Source organism: Streptomyces altiplanensis, from assembly GCF_053591575.1.
Genome location: NZ_JBSFUB010000057.1, coordinates 14,294 through 38,535 on the forward strand (window position 1 = coordinate 14,294; position 24,242 = coordinate 38,535).

The following is a 24,242-nucleotide window of genomic DNA, read 5'->3' on the forward strand; positions in this document are numbered from 1 at the left end:
GCACTCCGGCCTGGCGCGCGGCCCGGCCGGAGCCCCGGGCCGCGGTCCGGCGCGCGGTCCGGCGCGCGGTCCGGCCTGCGGCCTCGTGCGGGGTCAGCCCTGGGCGCCGTTGCTGGCGAGCGCGGCCGACAGGTCCTCGGCGACTTCCTGGAGGACCGGGACGATCTTCTCGGTCGCCGCCTCCGTCACCCGGCCCGCCGGGCCCGAGATGGAGATGGCCGCGGCGGTGGGGGAGTTGGGGACCGGTACCGCCAGGCAGCGGACCCCGATCTCCTGCTCGCCGTCGTCCACGGCGTAACCGGCCCTGCGGACCTGCTCCAGGGCCTCCAGGAAGCCGTCCGGGGTGGTGATCGTCTTCTCGGTGGCGGTCGGCATGCCCGTACGGGCGAGCAGCGCGCGCACCTCCTCCGGCGGGGTGTGCGCGAGGAGCGCCTTGCCGACGCCCGTGGAGTGCGGGAGGACCCGGCGGCCGACCTCGGTGAACATCCGCATCGAGTGCTTCGAGGGCACCTGGGCGACGTACACGATCTCGTCGCCGTCGAGCAGCGCCATGTTCGCGGTCTCGCCGGTCTCCTCGACCAGACGCGCGAGGTACGGGCGGGCCCAGGTGCCGAGCAGCCGGGACGCGCTCTCGCCGAGACGGATCAGGCGCGGGCCCAGCGAGTAGCGGCGGTTCGTCTGCTGGCGTACGTAACCGCAGGCGACGAGGGTGCGCATCAGGCGGTGGATGGTCGGCAGCGGGAGGCCGCTGCTGGCGGAGAGCTCGCTGAGCCCGACCTCGCCGCCCGCGTCGGCCATCCGCTCCAGCAGGTCGAAGGCGCGCTCAAGGGACTGGACACCACCGGTGGGCGCAGCGGGCTTGGAAGCGTCGGTGGTGGCGTTGGACGACGGCACGTCAACGGTCCTTTCGAGGCGGATGGGCAAGGCAGCAGCCTACCCGCCGCCTGCTCGGAGCACACGGTCCTCGTCAAGACGTCCTCGCCGGTCAGAGGGTGTTTGTCCCTGTGTCTGCCGTCACTTCGAAGGATCTCTCGACGCGCTGCCTGTAGATAGCCACGTTCTGCCACGCGAAATTATACTTCCACTTTGTGGAAACGTCTAAGTGTGGGGAGTCTCGTGCGCGGAGTGATCTCCGTGCAGGTCACGGGGGTCTCGGGGGCTGGGGAGGGTCTTGACGGACCCGACCCCGAAGTGAAGACTCCTTCAACAGTTCGTTGAATTTCTCGGAGCTGGATTTCACCATACGGAAGTGAGGGGCAGGGTGTCCGACGTGGACCTGGTACTGCGCTCGACGCGCGTCATCACCCCCGAGGGGACGCGCGCCGCATCGGTGGCCGTCGCCGGCGGGAAGATCGCGGCTGTGCTGCCGCATGACGCCGAGGTGCCGGCCGGGGCCCGGCTGGAGGACTTCGGGGACGACGTCCTGCTCCCCGGCCTCGTCGACACCCACGTCCATGTCAACGACCCGGGCCGCACCGCGTGGGAAGGCTTCTGGACCGCCACCCGCGCGGCGGCGGCCGGCGGCATCACCACGCTCCTCGACATGCCGCTCAACTCCCTCCCGCCCACCACCACGGTCGAGAACCTGCGTACCAAGCAGGACGTCGCCCGCAGCAAGGCGCACATCGACGTCGGCTTCTGGGGCGGAGCGATCCCCTCCAACGTGAAGGACCTGCGACCGCTGTACGACGCCGGCGTCTTCGGCTTCAAGTGCTTCCTCTCGCCCTCGGGCGTGGAGGAGTTCCCGGAGCTCGACCAGGAGCAGCTCGCCCGGTCGATGGCCGAGATCTCCGGCTTCGGCGGTCAGCTGATCGTCCACGCCGAGGACCCGCACCACCTGGAGGCGGCCCCGCAGAAGAGCGGTCCGGCGTACGCCGACTTCCTCGCCTCCCGGCCGCGCGACGCCGAGAACACCGCGATCGAGAGCCTGATCGCGCACGCCAAGCGCCTCGGCGCCCGCGTCCACGTACTGCACCTGTCGTCCTCGGACGCGCTGCCGCTCATCGCCGCCGCCAAGCGCGACGGCGTACGCGTCACGGTCGAGTCCTGCCCGCACTTCCTCACCCTCACCGCCGAGGAAGTCCCGGACGGGGCCACCGAGTTCAAGTGCTGCCCGCCGATCCGCGAGGCCGAGAACCAGGACGCGCTGTGGGAGGGGCTCGCGGACGGCACGATCGACTGCATCGTCTCCGACCACTCGCCCTGCACGACCGACCTCAAGACCCCCGACTTCGCCTCCGCGTGGGGCGGCATCTCCTCGCTCCAGCTGGGCCTCCCGGCGATCTGGACCGAGGCCCGGCGCCGCGGCCGCTCGCTGGAGGACGTCGTCCGCTGGATGTCCGCCGCGCCGGCCGAGCTGGCGGGGCTGTCGCAGAAGGGCGCCATCGAGGCCGGCCGCGACGCCGACTTCGCGGTCCTCGCCCCCGACGAGACCTTCACCGTCGACCCGGCGGAGCTGCACCACCGCAACCAGGTGACGGCGTACGCGGGCAAGACCCTGCACGGCGTCGTCAGGTCGACGTGGCTGCGCGGCGTACGCATCGCCGACAACGGCACCCTCGCCGAGCCGACCGGCCGGCTGCTCGAAAGGAACAACTGACGTGTCGACCCCGTCCTTCACCGGTGACGCGAACCCGTACGGCGGCGGCGACCCGTACGCCGACTACCGCACCGCCGACTTCCCCTTCACCCACTTCGCGGACCTCGCCGACCGGCGGCTCGGCGCGGGCGTGATCGCCGCCAACGACGAGTTCTTCGCCGAGCGCGAGAACATGCTGCGGCCCGGAGCGGCGGAGTTCGACCCCGAGCACTTCGGCCACAAGGGCAAGATCATGGACGGCTGGGAGACCCGCCGCCGCCGTGGCGTCAGCGCCCAGCAGCCCCACCCCACCGACGAGGACCACGACTGGGCCCTCGTACGGCTGGGAGCGCCCGGCGTCGTACGCGGGATCGTCGTCGACACCGCCCACTTCCGCGGCAACTACCCGCAGGCGGTCTCGGTCGAGGCCGCTTCGGTGCCGGGTTCGCCCTCGCCCGAGGACCTCCTGGCCGACGGCGTGAAGTGGGTGACCCTCGTCCCCCGTACGGCGGTCGGCGGCCACGCGGCCAACGGCTTCGCCGTCGACGTCGAGCAGCGCTTCACCCACCTGCGGGTCAACCAGCACCCCGACGGCGGCATCGCCCGCCTGCGCGTGTACGGCGAGGTCGCACCGGACCCGGCCTGGCTCGCCACCCTCGGTACGTTCGACCTCGTCGCCCTGGAGAACGGCGGCCGCGTCGAGGACGCCTCCGACCGCTTCTACTCCCCGGCCACCCACACCATCCAGCCGGGCCGCTCGCACAAGATGGACGACGGTTGGGAGACCCGCCGCCGCCGCGACAAGGGCAACGACTGGATCCACTACCACCTGGTGGAGCAGGCCGAGATCCGTGCCGTCGAGATCGACACGGCGTACCTCAAGGGCAACTCGGCGGGCTGGGCGGCGCTCTCGGTGCGCGACGGCGCCGACGGCGCGTGGACCGAGATCCTGCCCCGGACCCGGCTCCAGCCCGACACGAACCACCGATTCGTCCTGGGCGCGGTCCCGGCGGCCACCGAGATACGGATGGACATCTTCCCGGACGGCGGCATCTCCCGGCTGCGCCTCTTCGGCTCCCTGACCGGGACCGGCGCGGCGCGCCTGGCGGCCCGGCACCAGGAACTGGGCGGCTGACGCCCGGGCCGCGCCCCTGAACGCGGAGTGCGCCGGGTCGCGACGGCCCCGGCGCACTCCGCTCCTCCTCCGGCGGTCCTATGCCGCGTGGCCGCCGTCGACCACCACCTCGGACCCCGTCATGTACGCGGCGTCCTCGCTCGCCAGGAACGCGACCGTCGCAGCGACCTCGTCGGCGGTGCCGAAGCGGCCGAGGGCCGTCAGCTCGGTCTGCGGCGCGGCGTACGGGCCGCCCGCCGGGTTCATGTCCGTGTCGATCGGTCCCGGGTGGACGAGGTTGGCCGTGATGCCCCGGCCGCCCAGCTCCCGCGCCAGGGCCTTGTTCAGCCCGATCAGCGCGGCCTTGCTCGTGGAGTACAGCGTTCCGCCGGGGCCCGGCACCCGCAGGGCCATGCAACTGCCGACGGAGACGATCCTGCCGCCGCGTTCCATCACGCCGGCGGCGGCCTGCGAGGCGAGGAAGACCGCCCGTACGTTCACCGCCAGCACCCGGTCCACGTCGGCGAGCGTCAGCGCGTCGATCGGGCCGAGCACGCCGACCCCCGCGTTGTTGACCAGGATGTCGAGCCGGCCGAGCACGTCCACCGCCTGCCCCACCGCCCCGGTGACGGCCGCCGGGTCCGCCGCGTCGGCCCGCAGCGCGACGCCGCGCCGCCCCGCCGACTCGATCTTCTGGACGATCTCGTGGGCGCCCGCCTCGTCCTGTACGTAGGTGATCGCCACATCCGCGCCGTCCCGCGCGAGCCGCAGCGCGATCGCCGCGCCGATGCCGCGGCTGCCGCCGGTGACCAGAGCCGTCCTGCCGTCCAGTGAAGCCATGTCGACTGCCTCTTCTTCCGTTCCGTGGCCGCTGTGCGCGCCCGAAGCCGTTACGGATTCAAGGAAACCGGGGGCGGGTGGCGGGCGCTGGCGGCAAACGGACGCCGTGCCCGGGCCTCCCCCGGCGGACCGATGAATTCCGTGGAAGCGTGGAGTCAGAACCGGTGACACACAAGCGCGGAAGGGGACCGGACCATGAAGATCACACTCACCACGTTCCTCACGCTCGACGGCGTCATGCAGGCCCCGGGCGGCCGTGAGGAGGACACCAGCGGCGGCTTCGAGCACGGCGGCTGGCTCGTGCCCTTCGCCGACGAGGGCATGGGCCGCTTCGTCGACGAGCTCTTCGGCCGCGCCGACGCCTTCCTGCTCGGCCGGCGTACGTACGAGATCTTCGCGGCCTTCTGGCCGAAGGTCACCGACGAGAACGACCCGATCGCGAGCCGCCTCAACAACCTCCCGAAGTACGTCGCGTCCACGACGATGGACAAGGCGGACTGGAACAACTCCACCGTCATCCCCGGCAACGTCGCGGAGGAGGTCTCGCGGCTCAGGGAACAGCCCGGCCGCGAGCTCCAGATCCACGGCAGCGGCAAGCTCGCCGGGTCTCTGATGCGCCACGACCTCATCGACGAGTACAACCTGCTGGTCTACCCCGTCGTCCTCGGCGCGGGACAGCGGCTGTTCGAGGAGGGCGGCCTGCCGACCTCGTTCGAACTGGCCGGCAGCAGGACCACCGAGGCCGGGACCGCCATCCACACCTACCGGCCCGCGGGCCGGCCGGAGTACGGCACATTCGGGCTCGACCAGTGACCCACGCCCGGATACGGTGATCGCTCCGCGTGCGAGCCGCCGAAGTCTCCACACCACCCTTCCCGGGGGAGACCGCGCCCGTGGCCGCCGCACCATCGCCGACCGCCGTACCCGTACCCGCGCCCGGCCCCGCGCCGCCGGGCCGGGCGGCGTGGCTCACCGACCTTCCCGTACTGCTGGTCGCGGTCGTCTGGGGCGCGAGCTACCTCGCGGCCAAGGAGATCACCACCGCGCAGACCGTGGTGGCCGTCCTGGTCCTGCGCTTCGCCGTCGTGCTGCCCGTCCTGGCCGTTGCCGGGTGGCGGAACCTGCGCGCGCTGGACGCCGCCCAGTGGCGCGGCGCGGGGCTGCTCGGGCTCGTGCTCAGCGTGATCTTCCTGCTGGAGACCTACGGCGTCGTGCACACCTCGGCCACCAACGCCGGGCTCATCATCAGCCTCACCATGATCTTCACCCCGCTCGCCGAGGCCGTAGTGACGCGGACCAGGCCGTCCCGCGCCTTCCTGGGAGCGGCGGGCCTCTCGGTGGCCGGTGTGGTGCTGCTGACCCAGGGCGGCGGCTTCACCACACCTTCGCCCGGCGACCTGCTGATGCTGCTGGCGGCGCTCGCCCGTACCGTGCACGTGCTCGCGATGGCCAGGATCAAGTCCGTCCAGGGCGCGGACGCGCTGTCGCTCACGACGGTCCAACTGGGCGGCGCGGTGGCCGTTTTCGCGGTACTGGCGGCCGCCCCCGGCACGGGCCCGGCGCCCTGGACGGCCGCGGCGGGCTTCGGGCCGCGCGAATGGGCGGGGCTGGTCTTCCTCTCCGTCTTCTGCACGCTCTTCGCCTTCTTCGTGCAGATGTGGGCGGTACGCCGCACCTCCCCGTCCCGCGTCAGCCTCCTCCTCGGCACGGAGCCCCTGTGGGCGGCGGCGGCCGGCATCGCGATCGGCGGCGAACGGCTCGGCGCGGCCGGCCTCCTGGGCGGCGTACTGGTGCTGGCCGGGACGGCGTGGGGCCGGCGGGCGGGGGCGCGGCCGTAGCAGGCGCCCCGCCCGGGCGCGGCGAGCGGGGCGCGGCCCGCCCGCCCCTACACCCGCCGGAAGCGGTCGGAGGCGGCCATCAGGGCCACGCCCGCCACCGCGAGCACGATGTTCGTGTAGATCTCGTGGCCCCGCAGGAACGGCAGCAGCTGAAGGAACCCGAAGAACTTCGGCATCCACCCGGTGACTTCGTGCACCACACCCGACGCACCGGCCACGAACAGCACGAATCCGGCGACCTCAAGAATCTTCTTCATGCGCCGATCGTCGCGCCGTCCGGCGGCCCGCCGCGTCGGCCGTCGGAATCCGGTGGTGCGCCGGAAGTCTGGGACTTCGTGACTTTGGTCGCCGTCCGCGGCTCCGGCGCCCGGAACCGGCCCCCGCGACCGTAGCTTTGTCGACATGACCGATCAGGAGTACCGCTGGCTTCAGCCCTCGGCGATGGCCGGCCCCGACCTGCCGGGGGACCGGGGCAGGCGGCCGCGCCGTACTCCGCGGGACTGGTTCGTCGACATCCTCATGTTCCTGTTCGCCGCGCTCCTCGGCATCGCCGCGGCCGATGTCGCCGACAGCGTCGGCAACCCCCCGTACGTCGTCTTCCTCGACCAGCTCGTCGGCGCCGCCGCCTGCTGCGCCCTGTGGGTGCGGCGCCGCTGGCCCGTGGGTCTGGCCGTCACCCTCGTCGCCGTCTCCGCCGTGGCGCCCGTCGCGTCCGGTGCCGAGCTCGTCGCGCTGTTCACGCTCACCGTGCACCGCCCGTTCAAGGTGGTCGCCGCCGTCGGCTCCGCCGCCGTCGTGGGCGGTCTGGTGCAGGCGGTACTGCGTCCCGACCCCACCCTGCCCTTCCTGGTCTCCGCCGTCGCGACCGTCGTGATCGTGCTGCTGGTCATCGGGTGGGGCATGTTCGTACGCTCCCGCCGTCAGCTCGTCGTGTCGCTGCGCGACCGCGCCCGCCGCGCCGAGGCCGAGGCGGCGCTCCGCGCCGAACAGGCGCAGCGCCTGGCCCGCGAGGCCGTCGCACGCGAGATGCACGACGTGCTCGCCCACCGGCTCACCCTGCTCAGCGTCCACGCCGGCGCGCTCGAATTCCGCCCCGACGCCCCGCCCGCCGAGATCGCCCGCGCCGCCGGGGTGATCCGCGACAGCGCGCACGAGGCGCTCAACGACCTGCGGGACGTCATCGGCGTACTGCGCGGACCGGCGGCCGGTGACGAGCACCGGCCGCAGCCCACCCTCGCCACCCTCGACGCCCTGGTCGCCGAGTCCCGCGAGGCCGGCATGGAGGTCACCCTCGACAACCGCGTCGCCCGCCCCCAGGACGTGCCCGCCGCCACCGGCCGCAACGCCTACCGCATCGCCCAGGAGGGCCTGACCAACGCCCGCAAGCACGCGCCCGGCGCCGAGGTCACCGTGACGCTGGCCGGAGCACCGGGCGACGGCCTCACCGTCGAGGTGCGCAACCCGGCCCCCGAGGGGGATCCTCCCGAGGTCCCGGGCTCGGGCCAGGGGCTCATCGGCCTGACCGAACGGGCCGCGCTCGCCGGCGGCCGTCTCGACCACGGACCCACCACCGACGGCGGATTCCGGGTCGGCGCCTGGCTACCGTGGGCCGCATGACGACCATCAGACTGCTCATCGTCGACGACGACCCGCTGGTACGGGCCGGGCTCACCTTCATGCTCGGCGGGGCCGGTGACATCGAGATCGTGGGGGAGGCGGCCGACGGCGCCGAGGCCGTGGCGATGGCCGGCCTGCACCGCCCCGACGTGGTCCTCATGGACATCCGGATGCCGGTCATGGACGGCCTCACGGCGACCGAGGAACTGCGCCGCCGCCCCGACGCCCCCGAGGTCGTCGTCCTCACCACCTTCCACGCCGACGAGCAGGTGCTGCGGGCGCTGCGGGCCGGGGCCGCCGGATTCGTGCTCAAGGACACCGCGCCCGCGCAGATCGTCGAGTCGGTACGACGGGTGGCGGCAGGGGACCCGGTGCTCTCACCGGCGGTCACCCGCCGGCTGATGACCCATGTCGCCGAGGTGTCCGCCGATCCCCGCAGGGACACGGCGGCGCGGCGGATCGGCGAACTCGCCGAGCGCGAGCGGGAGGTCGCGGTCGCCGTCGGGCGCGGACAGTCCAACGCGCAGATCGCCGCGTCGCTGTACATGAGCGTGCCCACCGTCAAGGCCCACGTGTCGCGCGTCCTGGCCAAGCTCGATTTCAACAACCGTGTCCAGATCGCGCTGCTGGTGCACGACGCGGGCCTCCTCGACGAGGGCGGCGACGTAGGCTGACCGGGCGGACTCCGAAGAGGTGGGGAGCATGACAGTCGTCGATCTCAGTGACCACGCCGAGGAGTTCGCGGCGGATCCGTATCCGTACTACGCGAAACTGCGCGCGGCCGGCCCCGTCCACCGGGTCCGGACCGAGTCCGCGGGAGAGGTGTGGCTGATCGTCGGCCATGACGAGGCGCGGCGGGCGCTCGCCGACCCGCGGCTCGGCAAGGACTGGCGGATCTCGAACCTGTGGGACGGGACCTCGGCCGACAACCCGATCGGCGCCAACATGCTGGAGTCCGACCCGCCCCACCACACGAGGCTGCGGGGGCTCGTCGCCCGGGAGTTCACCGGCCGCAGGATCGAGGCGCTGCGGCCCCGGGTCCAGCGCGTCACCGACGAACTCCTCGACGCGATGACGGCCGGCGAGAACCGCACGGCCGACCTCGTGGACTCCCTCGCCTTCCCGCTGCCCATGACCGTCATCTGCGAACTCCTCGGCGTGCCCGACCTGGACCGGGCCTCCTTCCGCGGCTGGTCCAACGAGATCGTCGCGCCGACCGGCGCCGAAGCGGAGGGCGCGGCCGTACGGGCCATGGGGGAGTACCTCGCCGAACTGGTCGAGGACAAGCGCTCGTCGCCCGGCGACGACCTGCTGAGCGCGCTGATCAGGACGCGGGACGAGGACGGCGACCGGCTCACCCCTGACGAGCTCATCGGCATGGCCTTCCTGCTGCTCATCGCGGGCCACGAGACCACCGTCAACCTGATCTCCAACGGGGTACGGGTGCTCCTCGCCCACCCGGAGCAACTGGCCGCCCTGCGCGCCGACTTCGGGCTCATCGACAGCGCGGTCGAGGAGATGCTGCGCTACGACGGCCCCGTGGAGAACGCCACGTACCGCTTCGCCCGCGAGCCCTTCGGGATCGGCGGCCTCGTCATACCGGCCGGCGATCCGGTCCTGGTCTCCCTCGCCGCCGCCGACCGCGACACCGCCCGCTTCCCCGAGCCGGACCGCTTCGACATCACGCGCACAGCGGCCACCGGGAAGGGGAGGGGCCCGGGCCATCTCGCCTTCGGGCACGGCCTGCACTTCTGCCTGGGCGCACCGCTGGCCCGCATGGAGGGCCGCATCGCCGTCCGCACGCTCCTGGAACGCTGCCCGGACCTGGCGCTCGCCCCCGACGGCGGCCCGCTGGAGTGGCTGCCCGGGCTGCTCATGCGGGGCGTACGGCGTCTGGAGGTGCGGTGGTGAGCGCCGGCTTCGACCTGGCCTCGGCCCGGAAGGTCCTGGACAGCCAGCCGTTCAGCCGGCTGCTCGGCGCGCGGATCACGGGGTTCGGGGACGGCGAAGCCGTACTCGAAGTGGACATCCGTGACGAGCTGTGCCAGCAGAACGGCTTCCTGCACGGGGGAGTCCTGGCGTACGCCGCCGACAACGCCCTCACCTTCGCGGGCGGCGCGGCGCTCGGCCCCGCCGTCCTCACCGGTGGCTTCTCCATCCAGTACGTACGCCCCGCGACCGGTGCGACGCTGATCGCCCGCGCCGCCGTCGTGCACGGCGGCCGCCGGCAGGCGGTGTGCCGCTGCGACGTGTATGTGGCGGACGAGGCGGGCACCGAGACGCTGTGCGCGGTGGCGCAGGGCACGGTGCTCACGGCGGCTTCCGGCCCGTCCGGCGGTTGAGGGCCGGGGCCCGGGGCTCCGCCCGCACGCCCCAGCGGGGCCGCCTCCTCCGGCCCCGCCGCCCCCGCCGGGGCGCGACCGCCCCGCCGCCCCCGCTAAGGCGTGACCGCCGCGACGAACCCCGTCGGGTCCTCCGCCCACGGCATGTGCCCCGCCCCCGCGAGCGTCACCCGCCTGACGTCCGGCAGAGCCTGCTCCAGCGAGTCCACCGCCCCCCGCGGCCGGATGTCCTGTGCGCCGTCCACGATGACGACCGGCACCCTCAGCCCACCGCACGCCACATGGAGCTGATGCTCGCTCATCGTCCTCGTCTCGGCGACGATCTCCGCATGGCACTCGGAGTTGACGCCGAGCCAGGGCGTGGCCATCCGCTCGGCCAGCACGCGCGCCCGTTCCCGGTCCGGCCCCGCGAAGTCCGCCGCCCACTGGAGCACGTACATCTCGCGCTCCTCCGCCGCCGTGAGCCGCTCCCCGGACCTCAGCTCCTCCCAGCGGGGCAGCCCCTCGCCGATCGCGGAGCGCAGGTTCCGTACGAACTCCGGATGCCAGGCGGAGTCCGGTCCGATCCCGGTGCCCGAGACGTACACCAGCCTCGTCACCCGCCCCGGGTGCGCGAGCGCGTAGTGCAGGGCGAGCCTCGCCCCCCAGGAGTGGCCGAGCAGCGTCACGGAATCCAGCCCGAAGTGGCGGCGTACGGCGTCGAGATCGGCCACCGACCCGGCCACCGACCAGGGGCCGCGCCGCTCGGAGCGCCCGCAGCCGCGCTGGTCCCAGCGGTACACCGCCGCCCGGTCCGCGAGCAGCGCGGCCACGTCCTCGAGGGTGTCCCACACTCCGGGCCCGCCGTGGCACAGCACCACCGGGTCGCCCTCACCGGTCCGCTCCGTCCACAGCCTCGTCCCGTCGTCCGTCTTCAGCGTCATGACGCGGGCACCTCTTCCATCCGGACCGGACGCCGCTCCCGGCGCGAGCGCTCGCACGCCTCCGCGATGCGCAGCGCGTGCAGCGCCTCCCCGCCGTCGCAGGGGTTGTCCCGCTCGCCCCGTACGAGCCGGACGAAGGCGTCCAGCTCCGCCTCGTACGCCGGGGCGAACCGTTCCAGGAAGCCGGGCCACGGCTGCTCGCAGGCCGGCGGCCCCTTCGGCTCGGTCGAGGTGATCGGCGTCCGGCCGTCGAGGCCGACCGACACCTGGTCGAGCTCGCCCGCCAGCTCCATCCGCACGTCGTACCCGGCGCCGTTGCAGCGGGTGGCCGTGGCGGTGGCGAGCGTGCCGTCGTCGAGGGTGAGGACCGCCGCGGCCGTGTCGACGTCGCCCGCCGCGCGGAACATCGCGGGCCCCGCGTCGGACCCGGTGGCGTACACCTCGACGACCTCGCGCCCCGTGACCCAGCGCAGGATGTCGAAGTCGTGCACCAGGCAGTCGCGGTAGAGGCCGCCGGACAGCGGCAGGTACGCGGCGGGCGGCGGCGCCGGGTCGGAGGTCGTCGCCCGTACGGTGTGCAGCCGGCCCAGGCTCCCGGACCGCACGAGCTCGCGCGCCGTGGTGTACCCGGCGTCGAACCGGCGCATGAAGCCGAGCTGGAGCACGGTCCCCGCCGCTTCGACCTCCCGCAGCGCGCCCAGCGTCCCCGCCAGGTCGAGTGCGATCGGCTTCTCGCAGAACGCCGGCAGCCCGGCCCGCGCGGCCCGGCCGATCAGCTCGGCGTGCGCCGAGGTGGCGGAGGCGATGACCACGGCGTCCACGCCCCGCGCGAAGATCTCGTCGACCGAGGACGCGGCGGTCGCGCCGACCCGGCCGGCGACCGCCGCGGCCCGCGCCGTATCGGTGTCCGTGACGAGGAGAGCACTCACTTCCCGGTGACGGCTGAGCACGTCAGCGTGGAATGAACCGATACGTCCCGTGCCGATGAGTCCGATGCGCATGGCCCCAAAGTGGTGCCCTGCCGCCACCCTGTCAAGGGTTTGTCCGGACAACCGAACGACCGGACCTCAGGACTTCCTGTGGTCATTACCTGGGGTTACGCTCACTGCGTGTCGAAACCCGCGGCTGACCCCACGATCTCCCTGCTGCTCGGCGTGGACCGGAACAGCCCGGTCCCGCTGTACTTCCAGCTGTCGCAGCAGCTGGAAGCGGCGATCGAGAAGGGCCGGCTCGCTCCTGGGAGCCTCCTCGGCAACGAGATCGAACTGGCCGGACGCCTCGGCCTGTCCCGCCCCACCGTCCGCCAGGCCATCCAGTCGCTCGTCGACAAGGGCCTGCTGGTCCGCCGCCGCGGTGTCGGCACCCAGGTCGTGCACAGCCAGGTCAAGCGCCCCCTCGAACTCAGCAGCCTGTACGACGACCTCGAAGCCGCGGGCCAGCTGCCCGCCACCACGGTCCTGCGCAACACCCTCGAACCGGCGACCGCCGAGGTCGCGGCGGCGCTCGGTGTGGCGGAGGGCAGCGACGTCCACCTCGTCGAGCGGCTGCGCCTCGCGCACGACGAGCCCATGGCCCTCCTGCGCAACCACCTGCCCACCGGGCTGCTGGCCCTCGGCACCGAGCACCTCGAGGCGACCGGCCTCTACCGGATGATGCGCGCGGTCGGCATCACGCTGCACAGCGCGCGCCAGTCGGTGGGGGCGCGTGCGGCCGGGGCCGACGAGGCGCGGCAGCTGGGGGAGGCGGAGGGGGCGCCGCTGCTGACGATGCAGCGGACGACGTTCGACGACACGGGGCGGGCGGTCGAGTTCGGTTCGCACATCTACCGGGCCTCGCGCTACGCCTTCGAGTTCCAGCTGCTCGTCAGGCCGTGAAAAACATTGCCGCGTAAGAATGTTCGGACAAAGCATTGACGGGGGATCGCGTACGCCGCTAGAACTCCTCCAGCCGCAACGGGCGGCCGGGAGACAAGGCGGAACCCACGATGCGTACCCACCGCAAGGCAGCAGCCCTCGTCGCCGTATGCGTGCTCGCCCTCGCGGCCGGGTGCAGCTCCGAGGGCGGCAAGGACTCCGAGGAGAAGAACGGCGACAGCGCCGGCGGGGGGAAGGCCGTCGCCACCGAACGCCTGAAGATCGCCATGGTGACGCACTCCGGAGAGGGCGACACCTTCTGGGACATCGTCAAGAACGGCGCCGAACAGGCCGCGGCCAAGGACAACGTCGAGTTCCTGTACGCCGCCGACAAGGAGGGCAAGGGGCAGGCCCAGCTCATCGACTCCTACGTCGCCAAGAAGGTCGACGGGATCGTGGTGACCCTCGCGAAGCCGGAAGCGGTCAGGGCCTCCGTGGAGAAGGCCGTCGCGGCCGGCATCCCCGTCGTCACCATCAACGCGGGCGGCGAGCACTCCGGGGCGGCCGGCGCGCTCAGCCACATCGGCCAGGAGGAGTCCGTCGCCGGTGAGGCCGTCGGCGAGGAGCTCAACGAGCGCGGCAGGAAGAAGGCGCTCTGTGTCATCCACGAACAGGGGAACGTCTCCCTCGAAGCGCGCTGCGCGGGCGTGAAGAAGACGTTCCGGGGAACGGTCGAGAACCTCAATGTCGAGGGCACCAACATGCCCGCCTCGACCTCCTCCATCGAGGCGAAGCTCCAGACCGGCCGGGACATCGACGCGGTCGTCACCCTCGGCGCGCCCTTCGCGGCCGCCACCGTCAAGGCGAAGGCGGGCGCGGGGAGCGGGGCGGAGGTCAACACGTTCGACCTCAACGCCGAGGTGGTCGAGCAGCTCAAGGCCAAGGAGATCGGCTTCGCCGTCGATCAGCAGCCGTACCTCCAGGGTTACCTCGCCGTCGACGGACTGTGGCTCCACAAGACCAACGGAAACGTCCTCGGCGGCGGAAAGCCCGTCCTCACCGGGCCGGCCCTCGTCACGGACGAGGACGTGCCGGCGCTGGAGAAGTACACCGCCCGTGGAACCCGGTGAATACGGTGCGAACCTCCGTAACCGATACTTGGTCGGCCGGGGACGGTCTGAATGATCCCCGGCCGCACCGAGGAGTACGGGAAGGGCACGGCGTCGTGGCAAGGGTTCGGACAGGGGTACGCGCGGTGGGCGCGGTGCTGGCGGCGGTACTCGGGGCTTCCCTGGTGGGGTGCAGCAGTACGGGCGGCAAGCGCGCCGAGGAGCGGGCCGAGCAGGCCGCCGCCCGGGGGAAGGCCGCGGTGAGCACACCTGAATGGACCGTCGGCATGGTCACCCACTCGGGCGACGGCGACACGTTCTGGGACATCGTGCAGAGCGGCGCCGAGCAGGCCGCGGCCAAGGACAACATCAAGTTTCTGTACGCCCACAGCGACGAGGGCCAGCAGCAGGCCCAGCTGGTCGACTCGTACATCGACAAGAAGGTCGACGGGCTGATCGTCACACTCGCCAAGCCCGACGCCATGAAGGCCGTCGTCGCCAAGGCCACCAAGGCCGGCATCCCGGTGATCACCGTCAACTCCGGCTCGGCCGAGTCCAGGGAATTCGGCGCGCTCACCCACATCGGGCAGGACGAGACGATCGCCGGTGAGGCCGTCGGCGAGGAGCTCGGCAAGCGCGGGAGGAAGAAGGCGCTGTGCGTCCTGCACGAGCAGGGCAACGTCGGCCACGAGCAGCGCTGCGCGGGCGCGAAGAAGACCTTCGACGGTGAGATGCAGAACCTCTACGTCGACGGCACGAACATGCCCGACGTACAGGCGTCCATCGAGGCGAAGCTCCAGACCGACCGGGACATCGACGCCGTCGTGACCCTCGGCGCGCCCTTCGCGGACGCCGCCGTCAAGGCGAAGGAGCAGGCGGGCAGCAAGGCCGAGGTCGACACCTTCGACCTCAACTCCCAGGTCGTCGCCGGGCTCCAGAGCGACGCGCTCGGCTTCGCCGTCGACCAGCAGCCCTACCTCCAGGGTTACCAGGCGGTCGACCTGCTGTGGCTCTACAAGTACAACGCCGACGTGCTCGGCGGCGGGAAGCCGGTCCTCACCGGGCCCCAGATCGTCACCAAGAAGGACGCCGCCGACCTGGAGGCCTACACGAAGCGGAGGACCCGATGACCGCGACCGCACCGGCCCAGGCGCCGGTCCCCGGCCAGAAGGCGCCCGCCGACGAACGGCTGCTGAGGACGTCGCTGCTGCGCAGACTGCTCGGCCGCCCCGAGCTCGGCTCGGTGGTCGGCGCCGTCGCCGTCTTCCTCTTCTTCGCGGTCGTGGCGGACAGCTTCCTGCGCCCGTCCAGCTTCGGCACCGTCCTGTACGCCGCGTCCGTGATCGGCATCATGGCCGTCCCGGTCGCGCTGCTGATGATCGGCGGCGAGTTCGACCTGTCGGCCGGTGTCCTGGTGACCAGCTCCGCGCTGGTCTCCTCGATGTTCAGCTACCAGATGACGGCCAACATCTGGGTCGGCGTCCTCGTCTCGCTCCTGGTGACGCTCGCCGTCGGCGTGTTCAACGGCGTCATGCTCACCCGCACGAAACTGCCGAGCTTCATCATCACGCTCGGTACGTTCCTGATGCTCACCGGCCTGAACCTGGGCCTCACCAAGCTGATCAGCGGCACGGTGTCGACGAAGAGCATCGCCGACATGGAGGGCTTCGACTCCGCCAAGGCGCTCTTCGCGTCGCAGGTCACCGTCGGCGGGGTGAACCTCAAGGTCACTGTGGTGTGGTGGCTGGCCCTCGTGGCCGTCGCGACCTGGATCCTGCTGCGCACCCGCGCCGGCAACTGGATCTTCGCGGTCGGCGGCGGGGCGGAAGCGGCCCGCGCTGTCGGCGTCCCGGTCAACAAGACCAGGATCGGGCTCTACATGGGCGTGTCCCTCGGCGCCTGGATCTCCGGCCAGCACCTGCTCTTCTCCTTCGACGTCGTGCAGTCCGGCGAAGGCGTCGGCAACGAGCTCATCTACATCATCGCGGCCGTCATCGGCGGCTGCCTGATCACCGGCGGCTACGGCTCGGCGATCGGCTCCGCGGTCGGTGCCTTCATCTTCGGCATGACCAGCAAGGGCATCGTGTACGCCGAGTGGGACCCCGACTGGTTCAAGTTCTTCCTCGGAGCGATGCTCCTTCTGGCCACCCTGCTCAACGCATGGGTACGCAAGCGCGCGGAGGCGACCCGGTGACCGAACACGCGACGACCCCCCTGGTCGAGCTCCACGACGTCAGCAAGTTCTACGGCAACATCAAGGCCCTGGAGGGGGTCTCCCTCGAAGTCCACGCGGGCCGGATCAGCTGCGTACTGGGCGACAACGGCGCCGGCAAGTCCACCCTCATCAAGATCATCGCGGGTCTGCACCAGCACGACGCGGGCACCTTCTCGATCGAGGGCGAGGAGACCCGGCTGGCGAACCCCCGCGACGCCCTGGACCGGGGCATCGCGACCGTCTACCAGGACCTCGCCGTCGTACCGCTGATGCCGGTCTGGCGGAACTTCTTCCTCGGCTCCGAGCCGACGAAGGGCGCGGGCCCCTTCAAGCGGCTCGACGTCGGCCTCATGCGCGAGACCACCCGCTCCGCGCTGCTGCGCATGGGCATCGACCTGCGCGACGTCGACCAGCCCATCGGCACGCTCTCGGGCGGCGAGCGCCAGTGCGTGGCCATCGCGCGCGCCGTCCACTTCGGGGCGAAGGTCCTGGTCCTCGACGAGCCGACCGCCGCACTCGGCGTCAAGCAGTCCGGTGTCGTACTGAAGTACGTCGCGGCGGCGCGCGACGCGGGTCTCGGTGTTGTTCTCATCACGCACAACCCGCACCACGCCTACCTCGTCGGCGACCGTTTCGTGCTCCTCAAGCGCGGCGCGATGTCCGGCAGCCACATCCGCGACGAGATCACCCTCGACGAGCTGACGCGCCAGATGGCGGGCGGCAGCGAGCTCGACCAGCTCAGCCACGAGCTGGAGGCGGGACGGGCCTGACGCCGCCGCGTGCGCCGGTTCCCGGCCCGCCCGGCGTCCGCGGACCGGAGGGCCGGGACGGGGCCCCGGGCCCGAGCGTCCCGCACCCCGCCCCACCGGATGGCAGAATCGGCCTCTGACCGCCACCGGCCCGAGACCCCGCAGGGGACATGAGCACGTACCGAGACTTCGCGCACCGCGGTTCCGCCCGCGCCACCGTCCTGAAGACCGTCGGGACCCGTGAGCGGCGCTCGCACCTCAGCGCGCCCCGGGTGCCCACCGTCGGGATCGACATCGGCGGCACGAAGGTGATGGCCGGCGTCGTCGACGCCGACGGCGTCATCCTCGAGAAGATCCGCACCGAGACACCGGACAAGTCCAAGAGCCCCAAGGTCGTCGAGGACACCATCGTCGAGCTGGTCCTCGACCTCTCCGACCGCCACGACGTCCACGCGGTGGGCATCGGCGCGGCCGGCTGGGTCGACGCCGACCGCGCCACGGTGCTCTTCGCCCCCCACCTGGCCTGGCGCAACGAGCCCCTGCGCGACGCGATCTCGGCCCGCCTCGCGGTCCCCGTCCTGGTCGACAACGACGCCAACACCGCGGCCTGGGCGGAGTGGCGCTTCGGCGCCGGACGCGGCGAGGACCACCTCGTCATGATCACGCTCGGCACCGGCATCGGCGGGGCGATCCTCGAGGACGGCCAGGTCAAGCGCGGCAAGTACGGTGTCGCCGGCGAGTTCGGCCACATGCAGGTCGTGCCCGGCGGCCACCGCTGCCCGTGCGGCAACCGCGGCTGCTGGGAGCAGTACAGCTCCGGCAACGCCCTGGTGCGCGAGGCCCGGGAGCTCGCCGCCGCCGACTCCCCGGTCGCGTACGGCCTCATCGAGCGCGTCGGCGGCAACATTCCCGAGATCACCGGACCGCTCATCACCGAGCTCGCCCGGGAGGGCGACGCGATGTGCGTCGAGCTGCTCCAGGACATCGGGCAGTGGCTCGGCGTCGGCATCGCCAACCTCGCCGCCGCGCTCGACCCCTCCTGCTTCGTCATCGGCGGCGGCGTCAGCGCCGCCGACGACCTGCTCATCGGACCGGCCCGCGACGCCTTCAAGCGCCACCTCACCGGCCGCGGCTACCGCCCCGAGGCCCGCATCGCCAAGGCCCAGCTCGGCCCCGAGGCCGGCATGGTCGGCGCCGCCGACCTCGCCCGCCTGGTCGCGCGCCGCTTCCGCCGCGCCAACCGCCGCCGCCTGGAGCGCTACGAGCGCTACGAGCGCTACGCCCAGGCCATCCGCTCCACCACTCAGGGAACCCCGTAATGACCCCGCCCGTGACCCAGCAGCCCCCGTCCGCGGACGACGCCGGAAAGCCCCCCGAGAACCGCCGCCACATGATCGCCCGCCGCTGCCTGACGGCGGTCGTCATCGTGCTGCTCATCGGCATCCCCGCGGGCTATCTGCTGATCTCCGCCGAGCAGAGCCGCGACAGCGGCCGCGACAAGGCGAAGGTGGCCTCGGCCACCGGTCTCACCGAGGGCTTCCCGTCGCGCATGACGCGCCGCATCTACGACGTACCGATCCCCGGCAAGGCCCTGGACGTCGCCTACTACGAGACGAACAACTGGAAGAGCAGCAGGCTGTACGTCCAGTTCAGCACCATACCGTCGGGCCTCGACTGGTTCCTCGGCCGCCTGGGCACCGACCGGGCCGCCCTGGAGGACGGCAGGATCACGATCAGCGAGCGTGACGCCGGGGTCGTCGGCTGGACCATCGGCTCCGGCCGCTCCTGGGCCGGCACCACGATCGACCAGAAGGATCCGCAGCCCACCGTCGACATCACCGTCGACGAGACCGACCCCGCGCGCCCCTTCGTCCGCGTCGTCTCCACCGCCACCCCCTGACCCCCTGGGGAGAGCACCCTCACCGGATCGCTAACCTGGAGCGAGTGAGCGCAGAGACCGATAAGAATCCCCCGCAGCCCCCGCAGCCCCTGCAGTACCGGTTCGACGGCCCGGTGGACGCCCCGGTCCTGGTCCTCGGCCCCTCGCTGGGCACGACCTGGCACATGTGGGACCGGCAGATACCGGACCTGACCCGCCACTGGCGCGTGTTCCGCTTCGACCTGCCGGGCCACGGCGGCGCCCCCGCGCACCCCGCCGGCTCCGTCACCGAGCTCGCGGAGCGCCTGCTGGTGACCCTCGACAGTCTCGGCGTGCAGCACTTCGGTTACGCGGGCTGCTCCATCGGCGGCGCGATCGGCGCGGAGCTGGCGCTGCGCCACCCCGACCGGGTCGCCTCCCTGGGGCTCGTCGCGGCGTCGCCCAGGTTCGGCACCGCCGACGAGTTCCGCCAGCGCGGTGTGATCGTACGGACGAACGGCCTGGAGCCCATGGCGGCCACCGCGCCCGCCCGCTGGTTCACGCACGGCTTCGCGGCCGCGCAGCCGGCGATCGTGGAGTGGGCCGTCCAGATGGTCCGCACCACCGACCCCGGCTGCTACATCGCCGCCTGTGAGGCGCTGGCCGCCTTCGACGTACGCGCCGAACTGGGCCGCATCGGCATCCCGACCCTCGTCCTGGTCGGCTCCGAGGACCAGGTCACCGGCCCCGCCGAAGCGCGCACCCTGGTCGCCGGCATCCCGGACGCCCGGCTGGCGCTGGTTCCCGGGGCGTCCCACCTGGCCCCCGTCGAGCAGCCCGCCGCCGTCACGGACCTGCTCGTACGCCACTTCTCCACCGCCTGGCAGGCGGCCCCCGCCTCGACCACGGGCATGCAGGCGATCCAGCCCCCGCCCGTGATGCCGGTGATCTCCGCGCCCGTCGGGCCCGTCGCCGAGATCGGCCCGGTCGCGCAGCCCGCCGCCGTACCGGAGCGGGGCGGCCGCCCCGACCCGTACGAAGCCGGGCTCAAGGTCCGCAGGGAGGTTCTGGGCGACGCCCATGTGGACCGCGCCCTCGCCTCCGCCGACGACTTCACCGACGAGTTCCAGGAGCTGATCACCCGCTACGCCTGGGGCGAGGTGTGGACCAGGGAGGGCCTCGACCGGCGTACGCGCAGCTGCGTCACCCTCACCGCACTGGTCGCCGGCGGCCACCTGGACGAGCTGGCCTTCCACACCCGCGCCGCCCTGCGCAACGGCCTGACGCCCGCCGAGATCAAGGAAGTCCTGATCCAGACGGCCGTCTACTGCGGTGTCCCGGCGGCGAACTCGGCCTTCAAGGTGGCCCAGGCGGTCATCCGGGAGGAGACGACACCGCAGGCGTAGCCCGCTGTCCGGAAGGAGGATGCCCTGTATGAAACTGACCAAGAAGTCCCATGCCTGCATCCGTTTGGAGAAGGACGGGCGGACGCTCGTCATCGACCCGGGCGGCTTCAGCGAGGAGGACGCCGCAGTCGGCGCCGACGCCATCCTGGTGACGCACGAGCACCCCGACCACTTCGACGAGCACCGGCTGCGGGCCGGCCTGGAGGCGAACCCGGCCGCCGGGCTCTGGACCCTGCGCAGCGTCGCGGACCGGCTCTCGGCGGCCTTCCCCGGCCGCGTGCACACCGTCGGCCACGGCGACACCTTCTCCGCCGCCGGCTTCGACGTCCAGGTCCACGGCGAGCTGCACGCCGTCATCCACCCGGACATCCCGCGGATCACCAATGTCGGCTACCTGGTGGACGGTTCGGTGTTCCATCCCGGTGACGCGCTCACCGTCCCCGAGCACCCCGTCGAGACGCTGATGCTCCCGGTGATGGCCCCGTGGTCGAAGATCTCCGAGGTGATCGACTACGTGCGCGAGGTGAAGCCCCGGCGCGCCATCGACATCCACGACGCGCTGCTCACCGACCTCGCCCGGCCGGTCTACGACCGTCAGATCGGCGGCCTGGGCGGCGCCGGCCACAGCCGGCTGACACCGGGGGACTCGACCGAACTGTGAGTGTCGGACCCCGCGGATAGGCTGTCGTACATGCGTATCGCGACCTGGAACGTCAACTCGATCACCGCCCGGCTGCCCCGGCTGCTGGCCTGGCTGGAGAGCACCGGCACCGACGTGCTGTGCATCCAGGAGACCAAGACCACCGCCGAGGGCTTCCCGGCCGCCGAGCTGCGCGAGCTCGGCTACGAGTCCGCGGTCAACGCCACGGGCCGGTGGAACGGCGTGGCCGTGATCTCCAGGGCCGGCCTGGAGGACGTCGTCACGGGCCTGCCCGGCGGGCCCGAGTACGAGGGCGTCCAGGAGCCCCGGGCGGTCTCCGCGACCTGCGGCCCGGTCCGCGTCTGGTCGGTGTACGTGCCGAACGGCCGCGAGGTCGGCCACGACCACTACGCGTACAAGCTGCGCTGGCTGGAGGCGCTCAACAAGGCGGTGGCCGAGGACGCCGCCGGGGAGCGGCCGTTCGCCGTCCTCGGCGACTACAACATCGCCCCGGCCGACGAAGACGTCTGGGACCCCGCGCTCTTCGCGGAATCCACCCATGTCACCCCGGCCGAGCGGGCGGCGCTCGCCGCGCTGCGCGACACAGGGCTCCAGGACGTGGTGCCGCGCCCGCTCAAGTACGACCGTCCTTACACCTACTGGGACTACCGTCAGCTGGGCTTCCCGAAGAACAAGGGCATGCGCATCGACCTGGTCTACGGCAACGCCCCGTTCGCCGCCGCGGTCAAGGACAGCTACGTGGACCGCGAGGAGCGCAAGGGCAAGGGAGCGTCCGACCACGCCCCGGTCGTCGTCGACCTCGACGTCTGACGGATACGGATCTTGGCGCGCCTGTGGTGAACATGCCGGGACGAATGCGAGGCTGGGCGGTATGAAGAGCATCCCTTTCCTGGACAACTGGCTCAAGCACCGAGGTGCGGCGCGAGGCGCGGCGGTATTCGCCCCCGGCGCGGACAGCGACCTGGAAGGCCTGGCGGAACTGCTCGCCGAGTGCGAGCTGTTGCGTGTCCGGGCAGGGGATGCCGGCCTCGAACTCGACGACTCCCCGGCCTCGTTGGAGGCTCTCGACCAGCTGACGCCGCTCTGGCGGGACGACCTGGAGGAGCTGCCCTGGCTGGGCAACGACGCGGGCCTCTACCTCGGGTCCGTGATCGTGCGTACGGTCCCCGGCGCCGCCTGGCACCTGTGGCCGAGCGGTCAGCCGGTGGTGCGGCTGGCCTCCGGCCGCGAGATCAATGTGGTGGAGGCCGGTCTGGACTGGGCGGTGGGCGGCGCGCCCGAGCTCTCCCAGGTCTACGCGGAGGCCGCCGAGTTCTGACCGCCCCGACTCTTTAGTGCCCCTTACGTCCCATTTGGGCGTGTCGAGTGTGAAGTCCCTTATTGGGATGGATAGTTTGCGCTGACCTCGACACAGCTGAGAGTGGGTAGGGCACGTATGGCCGTCGATCCGTTGATCGAGCTGCGTGACGTCAACAAGCACTACGGAACGTTGCACGTCCTGCGGGACATCAGTCTCACCGTCGGCCGCGGGGAGGTGGTGGTGGTCATCGGCCCGTCCGGCTCCGGCAAGTCGACGCTCTGCCGTGTGATGAACCGGCTGGAGACCGTCGGGTCGGGCACAATCCTCATCGACGGACAGCCGCTCCCCGAGGAGGGCCGCGGGCTCGCCAGGCTGCGCGCCGAGGTGGGGATGGTCTTCCAGTCCTTCAACCTCTTCGCCCACAAGACCGTGCTGGCGAACGTCTCCCTCGCCCAGATCAAGGTCCGGGGGCGCAGGAAGGAGGACGCCGACAGGCGCTCCCGCGAACTCCTGGACCGCGTCGGCCTGGCCAGTCAGGCCGACAAGTACCCCGCCCAGCTCTCCGGCGGCCAGCAGCAGCGCGTGGCCATCGCCCGCGCCCTCGCGATGGACCCCAAGGCCCTCCTCTTCGACGAGCCGACCTCCGCGCTCGACCCGGAGATGATCAACGAGGTCCTCGAAGTCATGCAGCAGCTCGCCCGCGAGGGCATGACGATGGTCGTCGTCACCCACGAGATGGGCTTCGCCCGCTCCGCGGCCAACCGGGTCGTCTTCATGTCCGACGGCTGCGTCATCGAGGACCGCACGCCCGAGGAGTTCTTCACCGCTCCGGAGAGCGACCGCGCCAAGGACTTCCTCTCCAAGATCCTCAAGCACTGACGGGGCGGTGTACGGACAGATGCAGCGCAATCCCCGCACCACCCGCAGCCCCCGCACCATCCGCACGCTCGCCGCACTCGTGCTCCTCCTCCTCGCCGTGGCCTGCGGCAAAGAGGGCAGCCCGCCGGTGAAGGGTCCGCAACCCGACGAACTGCCCGCGTACCGGGTGGCGGAGGACTTCCGGCTGCCCGGCTCCAGCACCTGGCAGAAGGCGAAGCGGCGCGGCGCCCTCGTCGTCGGCGCCAAGGAGGACCAGCCGTACATGGGCGAGAAGGACCCGGCCACCGGCGTCTACTCGGGCTTCGACATCGAGATCGCCAAGATGGTCTCCGCGTCGCTGGGCTTCGACCCGAAGACCATCCGGTTCCGGACGATCGCGTCGGCCAACCGTGAAACCGCCCTGCAGAACGGCCAGATCGACTACTACGTCGGCACCTACACCATCAACGACAACCGCAAGAAGCTCGTCGGCTTCGCCGGCCCGTACTACATGGCGGGCCAGTCCCTGCTGGTGCGCGCCGACGAGGACGGTATCGACGGGCCGCGGGACCTCGACGGCAAGCGCGTGTGCTCCGCCGCGGGATCCACCCCGTTCCAGCGGATCGAGGCGGACTACCCGAAGGCCGTTCTCGTCGCGTACGACACCTACTCCGTCTGCGTCGACAACCTGCTGACCTTCCAGGTCGAAGCCGTCACCACCGACGACACGATCCTGATGGGATACGCCGCCAAGGCCCCCGACGAGCTCAAGGTCGCCGGCAGGCCCTTCTCGGAAGAGCCCTACGGCATCGGCGTCCCGCGCGGCGACAACGCCCTGCGCTTCGCCATCAACGACGCCCTCGCCGCGCACGAGAAGAACGGCGACTGGCAGAAGGCGTATGACGCGACCCTCGGCCTCTCCGGAAGAAAGGCCACCCCGGCCCCGCCCATCGACCGCTACCCGGCGAGCTGAGGGAGCCG

At 71.9% G+C, this 24,242-nt stretch carries 26 protein-coding genes; 21 read left to right on the forward strand and 5 right to left on the reverse strand.

Annotated features, from left to right (window positions below; translation table 11 throughout):
• Nucleotides 1–93: 93 nt before the first annotated feature.
• On the reverse strand, nucleotides 94–894 hold the full coding sequence (locus ACWD0Y_RS23185) for an IclR family transcriptional regulator (protein ID WP_093798333.1): 801 nt from the start codon (nucleotides 892–894) through the stop codon (nucleotides 94–96).
• 355 nt (nucleotides 895–1,249) lie between these two features.
• On the opposite strand from ACWD0Y_RS23185, the gene allB reads away from it, so the two are divergent.
• Both allB and alc read left to right on the forward strand, forming a co-directional pair.
• The gene (allB, locus tag ACWD0Y_RS23190; RefSeq protein ID WP_450262226.1) at nucleotides 1,250–2,599 is read left to right on the forward strand and encodes an allantoinase AllB; all 1,350 of its coding nucleotides are present in this window, start codon (nucleotides 1,250–1,252) and stop codon (nucleotides 2,597–2,599) included.
• A 1-nt stretch (nucleotide 2,600) separates the two neighbouring features.
• Nucleotides 2,601–3,713 carry an allantoicase gene (gene alc / locus ACWD0Y_RS23195; RefSeq protein ID WP_450262227.1) on the forward strand — a complete coding sequence of 371 codons (1,113 nt, stop codon included), beginning with the start codon at nucleotides 2,601–2,603 and terminating at the stop codon, nucleotides 3,711–3,713.
• A 78-nt stretch (nucleotides 3,714–3,791) separates the two neighbouring features.
• Here the strand turns inward: alc and ACWD0Y_RS23200 are convergent, their stop codons facing one another.
• On the reverse strand, nucleotides 3,792–4,532 hold the full coding sequence (locus ACWD0Y_RS23200; RefSeq protein ID WP_450262228.1) for an SDR family NAD(P)-dependent oxidoreductase: 741 nt from the start codon (nucleotides 4,530–4,532) through the stop codon (nucleotides 3,792–3,794).
• A 195-nt stretch (nucleotides 4,533–4,727) separates the two neighbouring features.
• Here ACWD0Y_RS23200 and ACWD0Y_RS23205 point away from each other — a divergent pair, with 195 nt between their 5' ends.
• The gene (locus ACWD0Y_RS23205) at nucleotides 4,728–5,345 is read left to right on the forward strand and encodes a dihydrofolate reductase family protein (protein ID WP_450262229.1); all 618 of its coding nucleotides are present in this window, start codon (nucleotides 4,728–4,730) and stop codon (nucleotides 5,343–5,345) included.
• Between the two features lie 80 nt (nucleotides 5,346–5,425).
• Entirely contained in the window at nucleotides 5,426–6,370 is a 945-nt protein-coding gene (locus ACWD0Y_RS23210; RefSeq protein ID WP_450262230.1) for a DMT family transporter, read from the forward strand.
• Nucleotides 6,371–6,417: 47 nt separating this feature from the next.
• On the opposite strand, the gene ACWD0Y_RS23215 is transcribed toward ACWD0Y_RS23210, so the two are convergent.
• On the reverse strand, nucleotides 6,418–6,627 hold the full coding sequence (locus ACWD0Y_RS23215) for a hypothetical protein (RefSeq protein ID WP_450262231.1): 210 nt from the start codon (nucleotides 6,625–6,627) through the stop codon (nucleotides 6,418–6,420).
• Nucleotides 6,628–6,772: 145 nt separating this feature from the next.
• Here ACWD0Y_RS23215 and ACWD0Y_RS23220 point away from each other — a divergent pair, with 145 nt between their 5' ends.
• From ACWD0Y_RS23220 to ACWD0Y_RS23235, 4 genes are read left to right on the forward strand one after another with little or no spacing between them, the layout of a single operon-like run.
• On the forward strand, nucleotides 6,773–7,987 hold the full coding sequence (locus ACWD0Y_RS23220; RefSeq protein ID WP_450262232.1) for a sensor histidine kinase: 1,215 nt from the start codon (nucleotides 6,773–6,775) through the stop codon (nucleotides 7,985–7,987).
• Complete coding sequence (locus tag ACWD0Y_RS23225) at nucleotides 7,984–8,661, forward strand: response regulator (protein WP_450262233.1); 678 nt, start codon at nucleotides 7,984–7,986, stop codon at nucleotides 8,659–8,661. The genes ACWD0Y_RS23220 and ACWD0Y_RS23225 overlap by 4 nt, the downstream gene beginning before the upstream one ends.
• A 28-nt stretch (nucleotides 8,662–8,689) precedes the next feature.
• Nucleotides 8,690–9,898, forward strand: coding sequence for a cytochrome P450 family protein (locus tag ACWD0Y_RS23230; RefSeq protein WP_450262234.1), 1,209 nt, complete (start codon nucleotides 8,690–8,692; stop codon nucleotides 9,896–9,898).
• Entirely contained in the window at nucleotides 9,892–10,329 is a 438-nt protein-coding gene (locus ACWD0Y_RS23235; RefSeq protein ID WP_450262235.1) for a PaaI family thioesterase, read from the forward strand. Before ACWD0Y_RS23230 ends, ACWD0Y_RS23235 begins: the two co-directional genes overlap by 7 nt.
• Before the next feature lie 95 nt (nucleotides 10,330–10,424).
• Here ACWD0Y_RS23235 and ACWD0Y_RS23240 read toward each other — a convergent pair whose 3' ends face one another.
• A complete protein-coding gene (locus ACWD0Y_RS23240) occupies nucleotides 10,425–11,252 on the reverse strand; it encodes an alpha/beta fold hydrolase (RefSeq protein ID WP_450262236.1) in 828 nt (275 codons plus the stop codon).
• Nucleotides 11,249–12,253, reverse strand: coding sequence for a Gfo/Idh/MocA family protein (locus ACWD0Y_RS23245; RefSeq protein WP_450262237.1), 1,005 nt, complete (start codon nucleotides 12,251–12,253; stop codon nucleotides 11,249–11,251). The genes ACWD0Y_RS23240 and ACWD0Y_RS23245 overlap by 4 nt, the downstream gene beginning before the upstream one ends.
• Before the next feature lie 108 nt (nucleotides 12,254–12,361).
• On the opposite strand from ACWD0Y_RS23245, the gene ACWD0Y_RS23250 reads away from it, so the two are divergent.
• The 13 genes from ACWD0Y_RS23250 (at nucleotide 12,362) to ACWD0Y_RS23310 (ending at nucleotide 24,234) form a co-directional block, all read left to right on the forward strand.
• Nucleotides 12,362–13,126 (forward strand): GntR family transcriptional regulator, encoded by a 765-nt coding sequence (locus tag ACWD0Y_RS23250; RefSeq protein WP_450262238.1) that lies wholly within the window; start codon nucleotides 12,362–12,364, stop codon nucleotides 13,124–13,126.
• Nucleotides 13,127–13,236: 110 nt separating this feature from the next.
• Nucleotides 13,237–14,235, forward strand: coding sequence for a sugar ABC transporter substrate-binding protein (locus ACWD0Y_RS23255; protein ID WP_450262239.1), 999 nt, complete (start codon nucleotides 13,237–13,239; stop codon nucleotides 14,233–14,235).
• 95 nt (nucleotides 14,236–14,330) lie between these two features.
• Entirely contained in the window at nucleotides 14,331–15,344 is a 1,014-nt protein-coding gene (locus tag ACWD0Y_RS23260; protein WP_450262240.1) for a sugar ABC transporter substrate-binding protein, read from the forward strand.
• Nucleotides 15,341–16,408, forward strand: a complete 1,068-nt coding sequence (locus ACWD0Y_RS23265) for an ABC transporter permease (protein ID WP_450262241.1) — start codon at nucleotides 15,341–15,343, stop codon at nucleotides 16,406–16,408. Before ACWD0Y_RS23260 ends, ACWD0Y_RS23265 begins: the two co-directional genes overlap by 4 nt.
• Nucleotides 16,375–17,199, forward strand: coding sequence for an ATP-binding cassette domain-containing protein (locus tag ACWD0Y_RS23270; protein WP_450262242.1), 825 nt, complete (start codon nucleotides 16,375–16,377; stop codon nucleotides 17,197–17,199). Before ACWD0Y_RS23265 ends, ACWD0Y_RS23270 begins: the two co-directional genes overlap by 34 nt.
• 149 nt (nucleotides 17,200–17,348) lie before the next feature.
• Nucleotides 17,349–18,497: an ROK family glucokinase gene (locus tag ACWD0Y_RS23275; RefSeq protein WP_450262243.1), complete on the forward strand. Its 1,149-nt coding sequence runs from the start codon at nucleotides 17,349–17,351 to the stop codon at nucleotides 18,495–18,497.
• Entirely contained in the window at nucleotides 18,497–19,078 is a 582-nt protein-coding gene (locus ACWD0Y_RS23280; protein WP_450262244.1) for a hypothetical protein, read from the forward strand. The genes ACWD0Y_RS23275 and ACWD0Y_RS23280 overlap by 1 nt, the downstream gene beginning before the upstream one ends.
• 44 nt (nucleotides 19,079–19,122) lie before the next feature.
• On the forward strand, nucleotides 19,123–20,442 hold the full coding sequence (gene pcaDC / locus ACWD0Y_RS23285; protein WP_450262245.1) for a bifunctional 3-oxoadipate enol-lactonase/4-carboxymuconolactone decarboxylase PcaDC: 1,320 nt from the start codon (nucleotides 19,123–19,125) through the stop codon (nucleotides 20,440–20,442).
• 28 nt (nucleotides 20,443–20,470) lie between these two features.
• Nucleotides 20,471–21,103: an MBL fold metallo-hydrolase gene (locus ACWD0Y_RS23290; protein WP_450262246.1), complete on the forward strand. Its 633-nt coding sequence runs from the start codon at nucleotides 20,471–20,473 to the stop codon at nucleotides 21,101–21,103.
• A gap of 30 nt (nucleotides 21,104–21,133) precedes the next feature.
• Nucleotides 21,134–21,913, forward strand: coding sequence for an exodeoxyribonuclease III (locus ACWD0Y_RS23295; protein WP_450262247.1), 780 nt, complete (start codon nucleotides 21,134–21,136; stop codon nucleotides 21,911–21,913).
• 61 nt (nucleotides 21,914–21,974) lie between these two features.
• Nucleotides 21,975–22,421 (forward strand): DUF6278 family protein, encoded by a 447-nt coding sequence (locus ACWD0Y_RS23300; RefSeq protein ID WP_450262248.1) that lies wholly within the window; start codon nucleotides 21,975–21,977, stop codon nucleotides 22,419–22,421.
• A 117-nt stretch (nucleotides 22,422–22,538) separates the two neighbouring features.
• Nucleotides 22,539–23,282, forward strand: coding sequence for an amino acid ABC transporter ATP-binding protein (locus tag ACWD0Y_RS23305; RefSeq protein WP_450262249.1), 744 nt, complete (start codon nucleotides 22,539–22,541; stop codon nucleotides 23,280–23,282).
• Nucleotides 23,283–23,301: 19 nt separating this feature from the next.
• Entirely contained in the window at nucleotides 23,302–24,234 is a 933-nt protein-coding gene (locus tag ACWD0Y_RS23310) for a glutamate ABC transporter substrate-binding protein (protein ID WP_450262250.1), read from the forward strand.
• Nucleotides 24,235–24,242: the final 8 nt, after the last annotated feature.